This is a genomic window from Erwinia sp. BNK-24-b, from assembly GCF_047456155.1.
GTDB classification, from domain to species: Bacteria; Pseudomonadota; Gammaproteobacteria; order Enterobacterales; family Enterobacteriaceae; genus Erwinia; species Erwinia phyllosphaerae.
Map to the genome: position 1 here is coordinate 4,282,424 of NZ_CP179901.1, position 19,584 is coordinate 4,302,007.

The following is a 19,584-nucleotide window of genomic DNA, read 5'->3' on the forward strand; positions in this document are numbered from 1 at the left end:
ACCGAATATGTCAACTACACGACCGCCCACATGATACGTCCAATAAGCGGCGCAACCACAACGGTGACTATCCCCGACAGCATCATCACCAGGCTGGCCACCACGCCCTCCTCCTGACCGATTTCATAGGCGCGAGCCGTACCGGCCCCGTGGGAAGCCGCGCCGAAACCGGCCCCTTTCGCCAGTCCTTGCTTAACGGCCAGGCGAATAAACAGCAGATCGCCGACGGCCATGCCAAATACCCCGGTGATCACCACAAACAGCGCGACCAGATCGGGCTGGCCGCCCAGCTGTTTCGCTGCCGCCAGCGCAAAAGGTGTGGTAATAGAACGAACGGCCAGGCTACGCTGGATCGCTTCCGGCAGCGTCAGCAGCCTTGCCAGCCAGACCGAGCTGCACACGGCTACCAGCGTCGCGGTAATCACGCCAGCGCTTAACGACAGCCAGTGACGGCGGATAATCGCCATGTTCTCGTAAACCGGCACGGCAAAAGCCAGCGTGGCCGGGCCAAGCAGCCACAGCAGCCAGTGGCTTTCGCCAATATAGTTTTGCCAGGAAATGCGCGTCAGCAGCAGCAGCGCCACCAGTACCATCGGCGTCATCACCAGCGGCATCAGCAGCAGTTTATGCCAGCGCCGGTAAAGACGTTTATTGAGAAAGTAGATCAGTAACGTTGCCGCCAGGCAGAGCAGGCTGATGATAAAATTATTCACCACGACGCTCCTTTTTGCGTTCTGCCAGCCAGATTTCAAAGCGGTAGACGCGATCGACCACCAGTGCGGTAGCGGTCAGCACCAGTAGCGTGCTGATCGTAATCACGATCATGATGCGCCAGCCGTCCACGCGCAGCAGCTGTGAATAATTGACCACCGCTACCACCGCCGGAATAAAAAACAGCAGCATTTCCGCTAGCAGCCAGCGCGACCCCGCCTTTACCCAGTTTAGCGGCAATATCCTTAACATAATCAACGCCAATAGCAGCAGCATGCCAACGATATTGGCGGGCAACGGCAGATGTAGCCAGTCAACTAACTGCTGTGCGACGATAAAAAAACCAATGTACAAAACAACCTGTAACGGAACCTGAATACGTTGCAGCCAGCCCGCTCTGTGCGGACGTATTGCCAGCGTCATGATGGTCTCTCTCTGAATAATGCGTAAAGAGAGTATAAAGCGATAACAAAGGGTGAAATAAATGACTTAATATTATCTGAACTATGCCTTACAGGAATGTTTATGGACGTCCGAGCCCTGCGTTATTTTGTGGAAGTGGTGCGCCAGCAAAGCTTTACCCGCGCGGCGGAACAGCTGTTTGTCACCCAACCCACCATCAGTAAAATGCTGCGCCAGCTGGAAGAGGAGCTGGGCTGCACGCTGCTTATCCGCGAAGGACGCAAGCTGCATCTGACCGATACCGGCCAGGCGGTTTATCAGCGCGGGCTGACGATTTTACAGGAGTTCAAGCAGCTGGAAGCGGAAATCAACGATATTAACGATCTGAAAACCGGCGAGCTGCGGCTGGGTATTCCGCCCATGGTCGGCATGCAGATAGCGGGATCGATCTCCGCGTTTCGGCAGCGTTATCCGGGCGTCGAGCTGAAAATTTCTGAATTTGGCGGCCTGACCGTGCAGCAGGCGGTGCTTTCCGGCACGCTGGATATCGCCATGACCGCGCTGCCGGTAGCGGACGATCTGCCGCTGAACGCGCTGCCGCTGATGAGCCATCCGCTGTGCGTGCTGGTGCCCAAAACTCAGGAATGGCTACGCCGCAGCCATATCCCGCTGGCCGAACTGGCCGGGCACCCTATCCTGATTTATAACGAGGAGTTTTCGCTGAATCGCCAGCTAATGCGCGCCTTCCAGGCCAGCGGCTTTGCGCCGCAGATTGCGGTTCGCAGCGGGCAGTGGGACTTTCTGGCCGCCATGGTGCAGGCGGGCATGGGCGTCGCTATCCTGCCAGAGCCGGTTTGCCAGCGGCTGGATAAAAGCCAGCTGCTGTGGCTGCCGCTGGAGTCGGAGCTGGTGTGGCAGCTGGGACTGATCTGGCGCGAGGGGAGCTACCTGTCAAAAAGCGCCCAGGCCTGGATCGCCTGCTGTCGCCAGTTTTGGCCAGGCCATACGCAAACGTTGTCGGTGTAGGCAACGGTTTTCCGGCAGCGCTTTAGCCTCTGTCGGGAACTATGCCATCAGGCTCTCAACACCTTGTTTAACCCGATCTCGCTCTTCGTTTTTACGGCTGACCAGGTAGACGTCAATATTCAGGGCGTCTGCCGCTTCACTCGTCAACGCACGGTAACAAAGTCCCTGTTGGTTAAAAGTACACATTGAGCGAGGCATCAACGCAAAACCTTTGCTTTTAACGATGCTGGAAAGCAAAACTAAAGAGTCATCCGGCTCTTTTACCTTGCGGATAGCAAACGGCAGCTGCTGGAAATATTTTTCGCACTTGTCATAGAAAGCCGGGTTGGCATTGCGTGGAAACCAGAACAGCGGAAGATCGGCCAGATCGGTAAAAGAGACTTTTTCCTGCAGGCTGGCTGGATGAGCCGAAGGCATGGCAACGAATAAAGGTTCTTTATAGAGCCAGTCAAATTTAAAATCCTGTTCGCCATGCAGGCTTTTTTCACCGGTAATCACCAGATCCATCTGCCCTTTAGAGAGCGATTGCAGGAGCTGACTGGAGGTTTGATTTTGTATTTCCAGCTCCTGATTATTTATCAGAATTTGTATTTTATTGGCAATCTGCGGAATATTATCAAAGTTGAGCGTGCGGGTAAGCCCGATACGTAAATGGGTATTTTCTTTATTTACATCGACAACAAACTGTTCTAGTTCACCAAGTAAATGAGTCGCTTTTTCTACCAGCTGAATACCAACCGGCGTCAGGCGAACCTCATGGGTATTGCGAATAAACAGCGCGCAGCCCAGCGTTTCTTCCAGCGATTGTATCTGCCGCGTTAAAGGCGGTTGCGTCATCCGTAAACGCTCAGCGGCCTTCCTGAAATTTAGCTCCTGGGCAACAATCAGAAAGCATTGCAACTGCTTTATGCTGGGTAACTTGCTGTTGGTAATAGACAAAATTTCTCCGTAGCTGCCTTTCGAGGCAGGGATAACCAGCTAATTAAACTTACCTTATCCTGAAGAAGCCCGAACTGTAAATGGATGTCTGCGGGTGACAGAAATGGCTGTTGATACCAAAAAGGAATCACAAAAGTAACAATTCTCCCGAGAAACTGAGGTGATAAATTGGCTTTAGTGATCCACCGCATAAGGAAACTCACCATGCCTGAATATTTATAAAGTCAGCAAGCTGTTTTAAACAAAGCTCACTCCTGAAAACGCCCGCTTATCGCCGGATAAAATTATTTTAATCCAGCAGATAATACTGGCGACATAATGTAAAAAATAAAAGGTAATTATTATGTCAACCGTTATTAAAGAGACGGCTATGTCGATACGAGCATGGCTGGCGCTATTTATTCTGGCTCTTGCAACATTCACTATTGTTACCACCGAACTGGCCCCGGTTGGCCTGTTAACGCCTGTCGCCAATGGCCTGCATGCTTCTGAAGCTGAAATCGGCATGACCGTCTCGCTTTATGCCTGGGTGGGTGCTTTGAGTGCGCTTTTCGCTTGCGTATTTTTAGGTAACTTACCGAAAAAAGCTCTGTTGCTTTCGCTAACGGTCATTCTTTTTATCTCTAATGTCGGGTCTGCCACCGTCAGTTCTTACGAGATGCTGTTAGCGGCTCGTGTCGTCGGAGCACTGGACCAGCATTGTTTATCACGGCAGGTGCTGCTATCGCCCTTTCCTTCCTGCTGGTCGCGTTCATTCCTGCCAAAACCGTTATTGAAAAATATGTGGACGTGAAAGTATAAAAATTTAAGGAGCAGTAAATGGTTGCAGCAGAGTGAAAAAAATCGGAGCCATAACAGGCTCCGGCTTTCTGATAGTTGGCAAACTAAAAGTCATCTTGATCGGCAAAGAACGATCATGCGTTAACCCCTTTCATACCTTCTTCACTGTAGCGGCTTCCCTTAATTTCAATAGTACGTTGCAGGGTGTTTAGCGCCTCGATATCACATATATCAAGAACGAGGTTAGCCGCGGCGGCATTTTCTGCCAGATACTTTTCGCTTTTGGTGCCGGGGATGGGGACGGTTTTCTCATACTGCGCCAGCAGCCACGCAAGCGCGATCTGTCCGGAGCTACAGCCATACTTCTCGGTCAACGGTTTGATGACGTCAAGCAGCTTACGGTTATGATTTAAGTTTTCCTGCTGGAATCGCTCGTTACCTTTGCGGAAATCGCCTTCGGCAAAATCGCTGGTGCTCAGATATTTGCCGGTCAGGAAACCTCGACCCAGCGGAGAATAAGGGACCAGGCCAATATCCAACGCTTTGATGGCGGGTAAAACGCTTTCTTCAATATCACGCGTCCACAATGAATATTCTGTCTGCACGGCCGTTACCGGAAATACCGCATGGGCTTTCTTTAACGTCGCGGCAGAGACTTCACACAATCCTATATGACCAATTTTTCCTTCTTTTACCAGATCGGCCAGCGTTTGCATGCTTTCTTCAATATTCGCACCTGTATCAACGCGATGAAGATAGAAAAGATCGATTTTCTCTACGCCCAACCGCTGTAGTGACTCGTGGCAGCAGCGCACAATATAGCCCGGCGTATTGTTTATCTTTCTGGCGTAAGCGGCATCAGGGCCACGCTCAATACCGCATTTGGTGGCAACTTTGAACGCCTGCCGGCGCTGGTTGTTCAACTTCGCCAAAAAATGCCCGATTAATCGTTCGTTATGACCACGACCATAAAAATCGGCGGTATCAATAAAATTGACGTTAAGATCCAGCAGCTTATTCAGTAAGCTGAGCGATTTTTTGTCGTCAGTCTCACCGTAAAATTCGCTCAGCCCCATAGCACCGTAGCCTATCGCGCCGACGTTCAGATCCCGAGCAAGATGTCTGTTTTCCATAGCCCCTCCGTAAGTGAATCGTCATTGTTCCACAACGGTCTATGGGGCTGAATTTCAATTCAGGAGATACCTTTCAGGTATCAACCCTTTTAAAAAAGCCGCCTGGCTGTTTAAATACGCAATGTCGTTCAAAAAACAAACAGTTAAAATAGTCAGCCACGAAGGGCAGTGACGCCCCAATCACCCTTACAGGAAGTAAAAAGTGAAGCCGATTAAGTTGGTTTTCCCTGCCTTTGTCCTCGCGATTTGGCTCTATGTGATTACCACCATGCTGCAACCTACGGAGATTGTGGCAGTTCATCAGAGTGATATTCTGGTTAAAAACTTTCCTCTTACTGAACCGGGAAGGATTCGCTGGTGGCAAGAGAACCGGGCAACGATCAAAGAAAAATAGGGTCTGCCTGAGGAATACGACGATAAAAGCCGCGAGCCATACGGCTCGCGGCCCTGGGGTTACTCTTCTTTCTCTATCAGCAGCGTTTCCAGCAGATCGAGATCGTGCAGCATCTTCTGCATGGTTTCGTTGCTGATCTTCTGCGTGGCGCGCAGATGATACAGCTCGCCGCGCTCGGCGCGCAGTGCAGTCAGGCGGAAGCGGCGCTCAAGGTTTTCCGCGTAGAGTGCACGCTCCAGATCGGCTTTGCCATCAACGCGACGGCGCATGTTGCCAATCACCCGCGAACTCACCTCTTTCACCAGCTCCGGATCGATATTTTCTTCGGTATCCGCAACCAGCCGCTCTTCCATTTTATACAGGCTGTCGATAGCGGTTTCGGCCATGACCGCGCGCGCCATCTGCATTTCATGGCGATGTGCCGTTTTATCATGCCCGGCTACGCCGCGCAGCAGCAGCGGCAGGATCACCACGCCAACCAGCAGCGAGAAGAGGATCACGCCCGTCGCCAGAAACACCAGTTCATAGCGCGCCGGGAAAGCGTGGCCTGTCGGCAGAAACAGCGGAATCGACAGGACACCGGCCAGCGTAATCGCGCCGCGTACGCCAGCAAAAGAGGCGATAAGCAGCTCACGCAGGCTGTAGCTGGTAAACTCCATCGGCCTTTTTTTCAGCAGGCGCTGGCTAATCAGTCGCATGGTCCACAGCCAGGCGAAACGTACGACCATCAGCGCGGCATAAATCAGCACCACGGAAAGCACCAGCATCCATAAGTCAACGTTAGGATCGGCTTCGGCCTGGCTAACGGAGATTTGCAGGATGTCCGGCAGCTGCAGACCCAGCATCAGGAACACCATGCCGTTAAAGACAAATTCCAGCATTTGCCAGACGCTGTTAGCGCGCAGGCGCATGGCCAGCGGTGCCTGGCGGATAATGCCGGAACGCGTAATGGTCATGCCTGCCGCCACGGCGGCCAGAATGCCGGAAACGCCAATGTGTTCGGCAATCAGATAGGAAGCGAACGGCAGCAGCAGCAGCAAGACCGTCTGCGTTGCCGGATCGTCCCCGCTCCAGCGGCTGAGCAGGCGCAGCGATTTCCCATACAGCCAGCAGACGGCAATCCCCGCCAGCAGGCCACCCACGGCCACTTTGACAAACTCCAGCGACGCGCCGGAAACGGTAAAGACCATCGTGCCCATCGCTACCGCAACGGCAAATTTTAGCGATACCAGGCCAGACGCATCGTTCATCAGCGCCTCGCCCTGCAAAATGGACATGATTTTCTTCGGGATCCGTCCTTCGCCGACGATACCGGAAAGCGCCACGGCATCGGTTGGCGACAGCACGGCCGCCAGCGCAAACGCAGGCAGCAGCGGAATGCCGGGCACCAGCCAGTAAATCAGGTAGCCAATACCAACGACCGTAATCAGCACCAGCACCAGTGCAAGGCCGATGATTTCCCGTCCGTGATGCAGAAACTCGCTGGTCGGGGTCTTCCAGCCGTCGGCAAACAGCAGCGGCGGAATAAACAGAACCAGAAACAGTTCCGGGTCAAAGTCGACGTGCAGACCGAACGTCGGCCACGCCAGCAGCGCGCCCATGGCAATCTGCACCAGCGGCAAGGGAATTTGAAAAGGAATGATGCGAGCGGCAACGCCCGAAAGCGACACCACCAGCGTGAGGATTAGAATAGTAAAAAAGATTTCCATGTTGTCCTTACATAGCTTCCAGATAACGATAAAGAAACAGCTCAGGACAAAAAATGCCCCGCCTGATAGTAAAGCAAAAATGGATTAGCTTGAAAAACCGGAAATGCGTTATCGGGCAGGAAAAGGCACAAATCTGGAACAGAGGCCGGAAAACCGGCCTCGCAGGAGGGATCAGATAGCCCAGCCGCCCGCGTAGAAAGCGACCAGCGCAACGGCAATCACCACGGTGCCAACGTTCAGCTTGCGCCATTCGCCCGCAAAGATGCGGCCAATGACCAGCGAGCCGAAGCCCAGCATAATGCCGGTCACGATATTACAGGTCAGCACGATAAACACCGCCGCCAGCAGACCGGACATTGCATCGACAAAATCGCTAAAGTCGATTTTTGATACGTTGCTCAGCATCAGTAGGCCAACGTACATTAGCGCAGGCGCGGTAGCGTAGCCTGGCACTAAGTAAGCCAGTGGCGAAAGGAACAGAATCAGTAGAAACAGCACGCCGACTACGATAGCGGTAAGACCGGTTTTACCCCCCGCCGCCGTTCCCGCCGCTGATTCGATATACACGGCCGCAGGCGATGCACCGACCAGACCAGAGAAAATGCTGCTGACGGAATCGGTCGTCAGCGCTTTGCCGCCGTTAATAATCTGATTGTCTTTATCCAGCAGATTCGCCTGTCCCGCCACGGCACGGATAGTACCGGTCGCATCAAACACGGCGGTCATCACCAGCGCCAGCACGCTTGGCAACACCGCAGGTTTTAGCGCGCCCAGAATATCCAGGCTAAAGACCAGCGAATGGCCCTGCGCGTCAGACAGCGAGGGCATAGCGAACAGCCCCTGATACTTCACGGCAGGATCAAAAATCAGCCCCAGCACGGAAATAGCGATGATGGTCAGCAGAATGCCGCCCGGCACGCGCAGCTTTTCCAGACCGAAAATCACCGCCAGGCCAGCCAGCGACATCATCACCGGGAAAGAGGCGAAATCGCCCAGCTCGACCGGCAGCGCGCCAGGGATAGGATTTTTCACCACCAGCCCGACGCCGTTGGCGGCAATCAGCAGCAGGAACAGGCCGATACCCACACCCGTCCCGTGCGCCACGCCCATCGGCAGGTTACGCAAAATCCAGCTGCGGATACCGGTTGCGGAGATCAGCGTAAACAGCACGCCCATCAGGAACACAGCGCCCAGCGCGACCGGCACGCTGATATGCTGGCCCAGCACCAGGCTAAAGGCCGTAAAGGCGGTCAGCGAGATAGCGCAGCCGATAGCCATCGGCAGATTGGCCCACAGGCCCATGATCAGCGAGCCAAAGCCAGCGACCAGGCAGGTAGAAACGAAAACGGCAGTGGGCGGAAAACCCGCTTTGCCCAGCATGGATGGCACAACAATCACCGAATAGACCATGGCAAGGAACGTCGTGAGGCCGGCCAAAATCTCCTGGCGAACGGAACTGCCGCGCGCAGAGATTTTAAACCAGGCGTCTAACGAGCCGCCGGTCTGATGATGAGTCGACATAATGAAGATCCCCTGAAATTTCTTATGAGTTATCGATACGTGGCGACAGGTTTTTTCCACGTTCACATCCCTGAGTAGCCATCGCAGATCGACAACCCCTCGAAACGAGGCGGCGATCGTAAAAAAGCAAACGTTTAACCTGGCACATATATCGCGCCTTTTCTGAAGGCAAACGATTATCCTGCCTTTAAGGGCATATTTTCAACTGCTGTTGCCGCTAAGTTTGCATATTTTCGTCTCTTTTACGCGCCTGCTGTGCAGAGACGACTCTACCCATCTCGCCTGCATGACCGAAATAGCACTTTCTTATGGCTGCAAAGCGGCTGAAACGCGAACGGCGTTACGTGAACAATCATTTCAGCCAACAGAGAAGTCTGGGATTTGACGGGATACGCTAGTCGAGCTTCACCGCACCGCCTTTTTGCAGCGCGCGCTGCCAGGCCGCACGGTTTTGTACTTTCTCCAGCCATGCCTGAATAGCAGGTGAACGGCCCGCGCCGCCGCGCGCGCTAAGTGCCTGTAGCGGAAAGCTCATCTGCACGTCAGCGATACTGAACTGTTTTCCGGCAAACCATTCATTGGCGGCAAGATGCTGCTCAATAAAGTCACGATGGGTAGCCAGCTGCTTATCCAGATAAGCTTTTTGCACGCCCTTGCCAAAAGCCCCGCCGATGGGCCGCAGTAACCAAGGCACCGGGGCCTGTCCCATACGGCTGAAGATCAGCTTCATCACCAGCAGCGGCATCAACGAACCTTCGGCATAGTGCAGCCAGTAGCGAGACTGAAGCCGCTCCTCTTCATCAGAAAGTTTCAGTCGATTTTCCGCGTCGTAGCGTTCTGCCAGGTATTCAAGGATTGCGCCAGATTCGGCAATGACCCGGTTACCGTCGGTAATGACCGGAGACTTTCCTAGCGGATGGACTTTTTTTAACGAATCGGGGGCCAGCATGGTCGCTTCGCGCTGGTACTGTTTGATTTGATAGGGCGTCTCAAGCTCTTCCAGCATCCAGAGAACGCGCTGCGAACGCGAGTTGTTCAGGTGGTGAACCGTGATCATGACCTTTCCTTGTAGAAACGTGAGTGCTATCAGTATAGAGCGCTACTTAGGTTCAGGTTCCAGCAGGATAGCGCCAGTCCCGCGCGCGCCCAGGCGATCGTCCGGGTTGCGCAGTGGACAGTCTTCCATAGATAAGCAGCCGCAGCCGATGCAGCCGTCAAGATCGTCCCGTAAGCGAGTCAGCGTTTCGATGCGCCCATCCAGTTCCTCGCGCCATTTTTGCGTCAGCTGCGTCCACTCTTTCGGCGACATGCGCTTGCCTGACGGAAACTGCACAAGGTGTTCACCGATAGTGGCAAGCGGAATACCAATGCGCTGGGCAATTTTGATCACCGCCACTCGCCGGAGTACATCACGATGATAGCGGCGCTGGTTGCCGCCGTTGCGGAAACTGGTAATTAAACCTTTGCTTTCATAAAAATGCAGCGTCGAAACGGCAACGCCGCAGCGTGCCGACACGTCGCCAGGGGTGAGCTCGCGTTTATTCAAACCGGCGGGACTTTTTTTCATTTTGCGCTTTACCTCAAGTTAACTTGAGGAATTATACTCCAGCCCTTAATAAGGCAATGTCCTTTTTTCCGCCTTTGTTTAACTCACCACCGGCCGCCAGGGAGAAGAAAAGTATGCATGACGATATCATTCACACGCTTACCGACTGGATTGAAAGCAATCTTGATAAAACGCTTTCTATAGATGAGGTCGCCGCCCGATCCGGCTATTCGAAATGGCACTTACAGCGTATGTTTCGCGCCGTGACCAAACAGACGCTGGGTAACTATATTCGTGAACGTCGCCTGACGCTGGCGGCAGAAGAGCTGCGCCAGACGCAGCGCCCGGTATTCGATATAGCGATGCAGTACGGCTACGATTCGCAGCAAACTTTTTCGCGCGTTTTTCGTCGCCAGTTTTCTCAGACGCCTACGGCCTATCGCCATACGATGCGCCGTCCGCAGAAGCGTCACCTCTATTTTGACTGCAGCGAGTTCCCCTCCGCCGCTTATGCGCTGCCCGCTAATGGTGCCGCCTGTCGCTAACTGTCTTCATAGGCAAGCGTTGCCGTCGCCTGTCGCTGTTCCCATAGCGCTGGCGAAAAATACCAGCCGCCGCCCAGCGCTTTAATGTGATACATCGCTGCATCAGCCTGGGCAATGGTCGCCTCGCCCGTATGGTGATTTTTTGCCAGCGCTATTCCTACGCTGAGCGACTGGGTAACGTGGGTAGCGTCGTCCAGCCAGATAGGTTCGCGCATTGCTTCAATCAGATTTTGCGCTACGCAACCCGCCTGTTCGCCGCTGTCAATCGCCACCAGCAGTATGGCAAACTCATCGCCACCAAGCCGGGCGACCAGATCGCCTTTACGCACGCGAGCGCGCAGGCGCTGGGCGGTTGCCGTCAGCACATGATCGCCAGCCGCGTGCCCATAGCGGTCATTCACTTCCTTAAAGCGATCGCCATCAATAAAGAGTACGGCTACCCGCTCGGCAGTAAGCGGATCGCTGAGCTGCTTATGCAGTTCCTGTTCAAAGGCAGTACGGTTAGGTAAGCCGGTGAGCGCATCGTGCCGCACCTGATGGGACAGCGTATCGTTTTCACTCTGCAAATGACGCTGCCAGTCCGCCAGCTCGTCCAGCAGACTGTTAAAATCGCCGCTGAGCTTATTCAGCTCCGCAATAGAAGAAGAAGGTACGCGCAGTGAAAAAGCGCGTCTCTTACGAACTTCATGCGTAACGCAGGCGATATTCTGTAAGGCGCTAACGATGCCCGAATGCATACGGCGCGACAGATAAAAAGCCAGCGTCGCCGAAATCAGCATACTGCAACTTAGCCACGTCAGTGCCTGAAACAGATAATGCATAACGCGGCGGCCGTCGCCGGTCAGCCAGACCTGCCCCACTTCTTTCCCGTCATAATGCACCGGAATATGGACGGGTTTTGGAAATAGCCAGCGGGCAACGACCTTCGTGAACGACTGCGCGGAGCGCTCGTCGGATGCAGACCAGCTTGCCAGCACCTGATGCTGTGCATCCACTATCCTGGCCTGGCCAACCTGTGTTTCCGTACCGATATCCCCCAGGATAGCCTGTGCCGCAGTGGCATCGTGCGTAGCCACCGCATAGCCAGCACTGTAGCTGATAGTCTTTGCGACCAGCTCTGAGTTGTTCTCCGCATAGTTGCGTAGCGCCACCACGGATAACAGGGAAAGCGAGATACCGCTGAAGGTTAGCGAAACCAGGATAATGATTAAATGGATCCGCCGTAGCGATTTACGTAGCGTCGGTAGTGGTTTTTCTGTGGGTTGCGCCCTGAAGCGCTTTCCGAAATGGACATGATTCATGCATCCTCCCTTGCCAGGCAGACACAAGGAGCAATACTGAATCGGCCAGATAAGTTCTCTGCAGGCAGAGACGGCTTTTCAATCCTGAAAGCCACTGGCAAACATACAGGCCCCTGTTATCGTGCTTAAAAGTAGTCCTGCTGTCGGCCAGCGCCGAATAATGTTGGGTTACAGTCCTGTGATACGCAAAATAAAATCAGCAGAAAATAGTTATCAAAAATCCTACAACTCATCTGCATTTGGTACAACTTCCCGTTCGTGAGATTCCTCTTAAAGGATCCAGTTATTACCAAAAAGATTTATAAAATGCTTATCCGCAGGGCATTGTCAAAAATGTCAGCAGAGCAAAAATAATAAACAACTCATTCTCGATGGCTTATTAATGACAATTATTATCATTAATTGTCTCAAAAAAAATAGCCTGCCCTTTTCCGTTAAAATATCATTAACGATTACATTACTTTGTGAAAAGGTTAATTAACACAGAGGCGTAAAGCCAGCGCCTGCCAGGATTCTTTTATCTCCGCTGAACAAAAAACGTCTAAAACCGGCTTTAAAACTGTTCAATTCTCACTTTACCCGGTGCTATAATGTGACCGTCATCACACTTACCTTTGCTAACCGTTCAGATGAAAAGCATTCCTGGCCTTTTCGTCCGGTCAGATGACGTCCAATTTTCACTGCCAGGCCTGTTTTGTCGGAGTTTTAAAGATATGGGTACCTTAACCGCTAGCCTGGTGCTGATGAGATGGGAACTGGTTAGTGCAGTCATGATGTTTATTGCCAGTACGTTTAACGTAAAGTGCCGCCAGAGTAGCCGTAACGGCATGGCGTTCATTTTTACCGGTGTAGGAATAGGCATGTCATGCTGGTTTGTTACCGGCCTGCTGGGTATTACCCTGAGCGTGGATAATCTGCTTAACTTTTGGCATATCACCAAAGACGTATTTGTTGATGTGATGAGCCATACGCCAGCCGATTATCCGCTGCCTTAACAAACCGGCAAGCCGCATTCTGAAGATGCGGCTTGTTGTTTTTAGATTTTCTTTAACGCTGCTGGCAGTGCCGCCGTTTCACCACCGACGGATTTCAGCGTCTTTGGTTTACGTTCCTGCAACCACATGTCGCCCATGATCTTATCCAGTCCCTGATCCAGTCCGGTCACCATGCCTGCACCCGGCGTAAACGTCAGCTCGCCAAAGTAAATCTGCCCTTCGCTGATGTACCAGTCCACGCGAACATAATCGAAATCACTGGCCAGCTTTTTACTGAGCGCCAGCGCTTTTTCCAGCGTTTCCATATCGCCACTGATGTCGAAACCGGTATCGCGGATCTTGTAAAAGCACGATTTCAGCGTATTGACGTAGAAGTTCATCGACAGCGGTGAGTTACCGCTACGGTTATAAATCAGCTGCAAAACATATTCAAACGTGCCGTCTTTTTTGTTGAACATATGAAACTTGTAGTCAACGGCAGCAAACTTGCCGTCGCCAACATACTGTTCAACCAGGATACGCGGCTTAATATAGCGGTAGTGAATTTCACGCGCTTCATGGGAGAAATCGCGACTCAGCCACTCTTCACAGCGGCTGATTAACAGCTGCTTCTGAATGCAGTCGGGTTCTTCCAGAAAAATTTCCACCATTCCCGAACCGTGATTCGGTTTTACCACGGTGTTTTTCAACGAGCCCAGTCCCAGCAGCGTGACGGGATCGGCCGTTTCATGCAGCAGCGGGATCAGGTATTCGTCGCCGATCATCTGCGAGATATAGTCCCGCACCAGCAGCTTGTCTGACAACAGGCCGTAACGCATATAGTCGCCGGTGACAAATTTGCGATACAGGACTTTCTCATTAAACAGTTTTGGCTGGTGTATGTTTGGTAACTTTTTAAATTTATGCAGATAATAAATTCTGTCCTGGTAAGACCAGGGCATTTTTTTGAAAAGGTAAAAGATTCCTTTTCTTATTTCTGCCTTGAGTTTTAACATTTTTTACCTCATATGCAGGCTTTATAATTGTGTGTGAAAAGCTGTGTTCGGGAGCCGTACCATCATCGTGTCTTGCGTTCCGGAACAGCGACACTCTCGTCTCATTTTTACCAGTAAGCATAAAAAACCGTCAGTTGCTTTACTCCGCGGGTAAAAAAACTTACCTGCGACCTCTGTCCTGTATTACGGCTCCGGGTTCATGTCCCTGGTGCCAGGAGAAAGATGAAAACAGCTGACGAAAAATGCTCTTCGACCTTGCCGTATCAAGCCTGAAAGCTTGCTGTTTACGGGTCAGACGCTGCGAGCTTACCTGTACTCTTTAACGAATTGCCTTATCCGGCGGGCCAGATAAGGCCTGTTAGCTTTAGCTTCTTATTAAACGCTTCTTAACGGGACAACCGATGCGGTTTGCGTACGTTCTGGCAGAGTGGCAGAGCGTCCATCCTGTATCCACATGTTGCCCATCATCTCATCCAGCCCATGCTTCAGTACCGGCATCAGGCCAGCGCCAGGCGTGAAGGTCAGCTCACCGAAGTAAACTTTGTCCTGGCTGATATACCAGTCAATGCGCACATAGTCGAAATCGCTGGCCAGTTTTTTGCTCAGCGCCAGCGCCTTTTCCAGCGAGGCTCTGTTAGCGCGAATATCCAGCCCGGTATCGAAACGCCGGTAAAAACAGGTATCAAGGTTGTTTACATAAAACAGCATTGACAGCGGCTGGTTATCACTGCGATTGAAAATAACCTGCAGAACATATTCGAAATGGCCATCCTGCTTGTTAAACATATGAAATTTATAATCAATCGCGGTGGATTTCTCATCACCGATGCGCTGTTCAACCATGATCTGCGGCTTGATATAGCGATAGTGAATTTCGCGTGATTCGTGCGAGTAATCGCATTTCAGCCACGCTTCACAGCCTTCAATAAGCTTATATTTTTCAATGAAGTCTGGTTCTTCGGTAAAAACTTTTACCATGCCTGAACCGTGATTAGGTTTAACCACCGTATCTTTCAACGTTTCCAGTTCGAATAAGGTTTCCGGGTTATCTGTCGTATGCAACAGCGGTATCAGATATTCCTCACCAATGGTGTGGGAAATATAATCTCGTACCTGGATCTTATCTGATAACGCTGCGTAACAGTTATAATCGCCTTTAATAAACTTGCGGAACAATACTCTTTCATTAAAAGATTGAGGATGCCGAATGTCGGGCAGCCGCTTAAAGCGATGAAAATAATATAATCTGTCCTGACAAGACCACGGCATAATTCGGATAACGCTTAGCGCAGCCTTCTTGATTCCCGTTTTTGCATTTAACATTTTTTTGCTCACTTATAGGTTTTGTAATTGAGTGAGGAAAGCTGCATTTTAAGAATGACACCATTCTTAAAGAAATAATTCATCAGCGTCAGAGACAAAACTTCCGTCGCCAGCACGCTCCATGCTGCGCCTGAAAGTCCCCAGGTTCGAATGAAAAACCAATTGGTTACCACGCTGAGCGCTACCAGTAAGACAATTTTTACCAGCAGATAGTTAAAGCCGCCTTCTTTCACCATATAGCGGTAGGCTACGGTACCCATCGCGGAAAAACAGGTTGCCAGTGACAGCAGCGTGACCAGGTTACCGGCCGCAATATAGTCATGGCCATACAGCATGCTGACTAACTTTTCGCCAAACACGGCGATGACGGCCAGTATCAGTAGTGACACTGCGGCAACATAGCCGTTGAGTCTGCCAGCCAGCTTTAGCGCCACATCCGCACGCTCTCTGAAGATCTCGGAGAAGCAGGAGGTGATGATGGCCACCGGGATAAATATCCAGGAAGCGGCCAGCGTATTCGCGGCGGTAAACAGTCCCAGCTCATGGGCCGAGCCTACGCCTACCAGGAAAAACTGCGCCAGCTTGACCTGGATTGAAATAAAGACGCTGGATATCGCCAGCGGTAGCCCTGCATGAAACAGGTAGCGCAGATAGCTACGATGTTTACGTTTTGAAGGCGGGCTGAGGCTATTTTCCTGATAAAACGTTGCGCGCTTAATCAGATAAGGCACCAGCGTCACCGCGACGATAGAAAGCGACAACAGCAGCGGGCTAAGTTTGAACCAGGCAATCGCAAAACTGATAGCGAAACTGATAATCATTCCCGTTGCGTTGGCGACGGTATTCATTCGTGATTCAAGTCGGGCATTGTTGTAAACGCTGAAAATATCCTGCGTGACAAAAATCGCCGACAAAAATGAAGCAACGGCAAAAACCAGAAAATTTTCCCGCATCATCAGCCATACCCAGGCCAAAACGGGTAACGACATCAACAGCAACAACGCCATACGTAACTGCTTTGCTACTGCCATCAGGCGGATGCCTTTCGCCGTGTTCTTACTGATACTTTTGAACAGAATGGTTTCCGTACCAAAAATAGCAATGGTCTGCACAATTGAAAAAATTGACGCTGAAAAGGCGATTTGGCCAAAAACAGAGGGCCCAAAAGATTTCGCAACATAAGATGTAACAAATATCACGCCAAATACTGAGACGACCTTCTCTGACATCATCCAGGCAGCGTTAGAGACGACACTGTGTTTCATTGAAGCTTCCTTTGTAGGACTAATAACTTATAGCGACAGTCAATACATCCTTGTCTACAACAGAGAAAGTGAACCTGGACTAAACCTGGCAAAATAAAAATCCGGGATATTATTTTACGGACAAAGGGAGGCCGCTCTTATTTAAAAGATTTATCTTTATCAGATCGTTTTTTAACGAATCGTCTGATTTTCCCTGGACTTGATTACAAACAACGCACACATGGCAGCACGGAGGCTGCTGGAGAATATCCTGGCACACATTTTTTGGTTCGCCTGCTGGATCATTCTGAATTACACACTGGCCTTGCTGCTGGCATGAATCGAATTTATAACAAAAACCCGCATATCGAAAGCTAAGCAGTGGCTTTGCAAATAAAATAGGAGAAATCCCATGATGATATTTATTCATAATCCCTTAACTTAAAGCCTGCAATTCAAATCGCGCACTTAACGTCGCTGTCCCGATTAATGGATAAATTAGTTCCATTTTTTAGTTCAGCCATTCTCATCACTTTATAGTTAAGAAAGGTAATAGCATTTATGAGAAAGTCACGATATACCGAAGAGCAAATCACCAGTGCCATTAAAGCATCTGAATGCGGCGTAAAGGTTAAGGAGATTTGTGAAGAACTGGGGATTTCCGAGGCCACCTTCTATAGCTGGAAAAAGAAATATGCCGGATTGTTTTCTGAAGAAGGCAGGAGAATCAAAATGTTAGAGGAACAGGTTCACAGCATGGAACGTGAGCTCCAGATGCTCTCCTCCGACAAAGAGATGCTACAGAGCGTGTTGAAAAACTTCTTTACTACCAACGATAAACGTCAGGCTGTTAATTTTCTGCAGGATACGTTTGATATCGGGACGCGTCGCAGCTGCCGTTTACTGGATATTAGCCGTAGCGTTTACCATTATCCCTACAACTGTGAAAATCAGTAATTGCAGGACAGTACGTTTTTTATTACCCAGGACCAAATTAAAATATTCTGATCCTTTATTAATAAACGCCGTTCTTTTTTGTGGAGTCCTGAATCAGTGATGAGTTTATTCTCATAGTCATCCCTGCCCAGACTATTGAAATTGATTGCCACCAGAAAAAAAATCATTTTTTCAGATAGTTATGAGCGCATTTGTCTTTGTCGCGAAAGATAAATGCGCCACTTCTGACATAAACCTTACTTACAGATAGCCCCAAAAATCGGCCGCCAGCTCCAGTTATGGTAATCATTCTCTGTTTATGAATGGTTTATGATTCTCATTATTCTTCTCAGTTACAGGCCATCTCGCCATGGCCCCAACCCTTTACTGAAGCGGTTCAGCGTCAATGACGTACATTATCAATACCATAAATTATGCAAAAAACCTTAAGTGTACTGATGAATAGGGATGAAAAGGGTAATGCTGGCTAAACATTTATCCTGTATTTTTAATGTATTCAGGTTTACCTGAGGTCGTCTTAACGACTTCAGGCGGCCAAAAATTTGAGTTTAAGGTGGTTTGTTATCTGAAAAACCGTCTCAAAAAAACAGGTTCAGGAAATGTACAGCCTGAATGGACTGTGCAAAAAATAGGAGAAACAGGATTAGCGATTATTCTTATAGCGGAACAATCTGGTGTTGTGTCATAGAGGATTTGCCGTGCCCTGACTTTTTCCTGTATTAAAAACAGCCATAAAATTTGAGCAATATCACAAAAACGGGCAGAAGCGTCAGATTATTACGACCAGCGGCAACAAAAAAAAAGCACATAACGTGCTTTTTTTTACAATTTTAACCACTGATATTATTTTTAGCCCGGCAGGGTATTTTTTAACGCTTCCGGTTTTATACGTGTGGCGAGCACAACGCCGACAATTAAAGCAGTAATGCCGCAGCTGGTCATTAGCGGAGGCCAGCTTTGACGAAGAATAAAGGTATATGAAAGCGCGGCCAGCGTTTCAAAAACAATCAACGGCCCCACCAGCACGGTGGGCAGGCGCTGGCTGGCTTCGTTCCAGCACAGCGCGCCAAGCCAGGAACAGAGCAGCCCAATCGTAATCATTAACGCGATAAAAATGATGGGCGTTGGGCCAAACGGTAAAGGGAAATCAGGCCGGGTAAGATGCAACTGCAAACTGACCAACAGATAGCCCACCAGCGATAGCGGCAAGGTTGCCATACCCTGCGCTGTTGCCCAGGTGGTAGCTTTATGATGAGGGTGCTGACGCAGCCATCGAGCATTACGCAGTGGATACCATGTCCAGCAGATCATCGCCATAACGGCCATGCCAATGCCGCTAAAATAGCGTAATAGATCGTTATGCTGAAAGCTGCCCTGCCATTCTGCAACATTAACGCAGCCCAGTCCCAGCGCGACTAACAGTAAGACCGGCGCAAGCTTACGCCACGGCAGCCGCCCTTCATGATGGCCATAAAGCAGATTTGCACTAACGGAAATTACCACCGGCAGCGTACCGATAATCATACTGGAAACGGGCGCGCCGGTACGCTGAATCGCGCTTGCCAGAAAGGTGTAATAAAGAAGGTTACCCGTTAACGCCAGCTTTAATGCCTCTGTCCAGTCGCCGCGCGATAGCTGCCGCAAACGGTGGCGATCCTGCCAGGCCAGGGGTAAAGCAATCAGCCCAAAGGCAACGTACCGGCCGACTGACTGTAGCGCCCCCGGGTAATCGGGTATCAGCAACGGCCCAATAAAGATCAGTCCCCACATTAATCCTGCGCACAGGGCAAACAGCACTCCAGCCAACATAAAGATTCCAAAACTTTCGGTACGGGAAGTTTCAGATTACGACGTTTGCGCAACGCTATCTATATTTTCACCAAACATCGCCGTTACGTCATCGCCGTATTTTTACTTAATCTACTTATTTTCCTCAAAAAATTTGCGTTAAAAGTCGAGAAAATTAAACATTTTATCAACCACTAAACGAAAGCATTAACTTGCAAAATCCCATTGAGCTTACGTTGAGGTTGCCGGTGTTCAACTACCGCTTTTACACTGGA

General features: G+C 50.6%; 18 protein-coding genes and 1 pseudogene. 6 read left to right on the forward strand and 13 right to left on the reverse strand.

Annotation, left to right across the window (positions count from 1 at the left end):
* Positions 1–14 precede the first annotated feature (14 nt).
* Positions 15–713 (reverse strand): LrgB family protein, encoded by a 699-nt coding sequence (locus ACMGGR_RS19750; RefSeq protein WP_246761314.1) that lies wholly within the window; start codon positions 711–713, stop codon positions 15–17.
* The gene (locus ACMGGR_RS19755) at positions 706–1,134 is read right to left on the reverse strand and encodes a CidA/LrgA family protein (RefSeq protein ID WP_246761313.1); all 429 of its coding nucleotides are present in this window, start codon (positions 1,132–1,134) and stop codon (positions 706–708) included. Before ACMGGR_RS19755 ends, ACMGGR_RS19750 begins: the two co-directional genes overlap by 8 nt.
* 102 nt (positions 1,135–1,236) lie before the next feature.
* Between ACMGGR_RS19755 and ACMGGR_RS19760 the strand changes: the two genes are divergently transcribed.
* Positions 1,237–2,139: a LysR family transcriptional regulator gene (locus ACMGGR_RS19760; protein WP_246761312.1), complete on the forward strand. Its 903-nt coding sequence runs from the start codon at positions 1,237–1,239 to the stop codon at positions 2,137–2,139.
* Positions 2,140–2,178: 39 nt separating this feature from the next.
* On the opposite strand, the gene ACMGGR_RS19765 is transcribed toward ACMGGR_RS19760, so the two are convergent.
* Positions 2,179–3,078, reverse strand: coding sequence for a LysR family transcriptional regulator (locus ACMGGR_RS19765; RefSeq protein ID WP_246761311.1), 900 nt, complete (start codon positions 3,076–3,078; stop codon positions 2,179–2,181).
* Between the two features lie 370 nt (positions 3,079–3,448).
* Here ACMGGR_RS19765 and ACMGGR_RS19770 point away from each other — a divergent pair.
* A pseudogene (locus ACMGGR_RS19770) lies at positions 3,449–3,769 on the forward strand (MFS transporter); the annotation flags it as partial.
* Between the two features lie 223 nt (positions 3,770–3,992).
* Here ACMGGR_RS19770 and ACMGGR_RS19775 read toward each other — a convergent pair.
* On the reverse strand, positions 3,993–4,991 hold the full coding sequence (locus ACMGGR_RS19775) for an aldo/keto reductase (RefSeq protein ID WP_414147679.1): 999 nt from the start codon (positions 4,989–4,991) through the stop codon (positions 3,993–3,995).
* A gap of 202 nt (positions 4,992–5,193) precedes the next feature.
* Here ACMGGR_RS19775 and ACMGGR_RS19780 point away from each other — a divergent pair, with 202 nt between their 5' ends.
* A complete protein-coding gene (locus tag ACMGGR_RS19780; RefSeq protein ID WP_414147680.1) occupies positions 5,194–5,385 on the forward strand; it encodes a DUF943 family protein in 192 nt (63 codons plus the stop codon).
* Between the two features lie 59 nt (positions 5,386–5,444).
* Here the strand turns inward: ACMGGR_RS19780 and ACMGGR_RS19785 are convergent, their stop codons facing one another.
* The 4 genes from ACMGGR_RS19785 to soxR form a co-directional block, all read right to left on the reverse strand.
* On the reverse strand, positions 5,445–7,094 hold the full coding sequence (locus ACMGGR_RS19785; protein ID WP_246761308.1) for a Na+/H+ antiporter: 1,650 nt from the start codon (positions 7,092–7,094) through the stop codon (positions 5,445–5,447).
* Positions 7,095–7,265: 171 nt separating this feature from the next.
* Positions 7,266–8,615 carry an NCS2 family permease gene (locus ACMGGR_RS19790; protein ID WP_246761307.1) on the reverse strand — a complete coding sequence of 450 codons (1,350 nt, stop codon included), beginning with the start codon at positions 8,613–8,615 and terminating at the stop codon, positions 7,266–7,268.
* Positions 8,616–9,009: 394 nt separating this feature from the next.
* On the reverse strand, positions 9,010–9,672 hold the full coding sequence (locus tag ACMGGR_RS19795; protein ID WP_246761306.1) for a glutathione S-transferase family protein: 663 nt from the start codon (positions 9,670–9,672) through the stop codon (positions 9,010–9,012).
* Between the two features lie 42 nt (positions 9,673–9,714).
* On the reverse strand, positions 9,715–10,182 hold the full coding sequence (soxR, locus tag ACMGGR_RS19800) for a redox-sensitive transcriptional activator SoxR (protein WP_246761305.1): 468 nt from the start codon (positions 10,180–10,182) through the stop codon (positions 9,715–9,717).
* A 113-nt stretch (positions 10,183–10,295) separates the two neighbouring features.
* Between soxR and soxS the strand changes: the two genes are divergently transcribed.
* Positions 10,296–10,706: a superoxide response transcriptional regulator SoxS gene (gene soxS, locus ACMGGR_RS19805; RefSeq protein ID WP_246761304.1), complete on the forward strand. Its 411-nt coding sequence runs from the start codon at positions 10,296–10,298 to the stop codon at positions 10,704–10,706.
* Here soxS and ACMGGR_RS19810 read toward each other — a convergent pair.
* Positions 10,703–12,007 (reverse strand): diguanylate cyclase domain-containing protein, encoded by a 1,305-nt coding sequence (locus ACMGGR_RS19810; RefSeq protein WP_246761303.1) that lies wholly within the window; start codon positions 12,005–12,007, stop codon positions 10,703–10,705. The two genes, soxS and ACMGGR_RS19810, sit on opposite strands and share 4 nt — an antisense overlap.
* A gap of 713 nt (positions 12,008–12,720) precedes the next feature.
* Between ACMGGR_RS19810 and ACMGGR_RS19815 the strand changes: the two genes are divergently transcribed.
* Positions 12,721–13,002 carry a YjcB family protein gene (locus ACMGGR_RS19815; protein ID WP_246761302.1) on the forward strand — a complete coding sequence of 94 codons (282 nt, stop codon included), beginning with the start codon at positions 12,721–12,723 and terminating at the stop codon, positions 13,000–13,002.
* Between the two features lie 41 nt (positions 13,003–13,043).
* On the opposite strand, the gene ACMGGR_RS19820 is transcribed toward ACMGGR_RS19815, so the two are convergent.
* From ACMGGR_RS19820 to ACMGGR_RS19830, 3 genes are all read right to left on the reverse strand, one after another.
* Positions 13,044–13,997: an ATP-grasp fold amidoligase family protein gene (locus ACMGGR_RS19820; RefSeq protein WP_246761301.1), complete on the reverse strand. Its 954-nt coding sequence runs from the start codon at positions 13,995–13,997 to the stop codon at positions 13,044–13,046.
* 375 nt (positions 13,998–14,372) lie between these two features.
* Positions 14,373–15,320 carry an ATP-grasp fold amidoligase family protein gene (locus ACMGGR_RS19825; RefSeq protein ID WP_414147681.1) on the reverse strand — a complete coding sequence of 316 codons (948 nt, stop codon included), beginning with the start codon at positions 15,318–15,320 and terminating at the stop codon, positions 14,373–14,375.
* 8 nt (positions 15,321–15,328) lie between these two features.
* Positions 15,329–16,585, reverse strand: a complete 1,257-nt coding sequence (locus ACMGGR_RS19830) for a polysaccharide biosynthesis protein (protein ID WP_246761299.1) — start codon at positions 16,583–16,585, stop codon at positions 15,329–15,331.
* A 540-nt stretch (positions 16,586–17,125) separates the two neighbouring features.
* On the opposite strand from ACMGGR_RS19830, the gene ACMGGR_RS19835 reads away from it, so the two are divergent.
* A complete protein-coding gene (locus tag ACMGGR_RS19835) occupies positions 17,126–17,521 on the forward strand; it encodes a transposase (RefSeq protein WP_246761298.1) in 396 nt (131 codons plus the stop codon).
* A gap of 849 nt (positions 17,522–18,370) precedes the next feature.
* Here ACMGGR_RS19835 and ACMGGR_RS19840 read toward each other — a convergent pair.
* Entirely contained in the window at positions 18,371–19,330 is a 960-nt protein-coding gene (locus ACMGGR_RS19840) for a DMT family transporter (RefSeq protein ID WP_246761297.1), read from the reverse strand.
* Positions 19,331–19,584 lie beyond the last annotated feature (254 nt).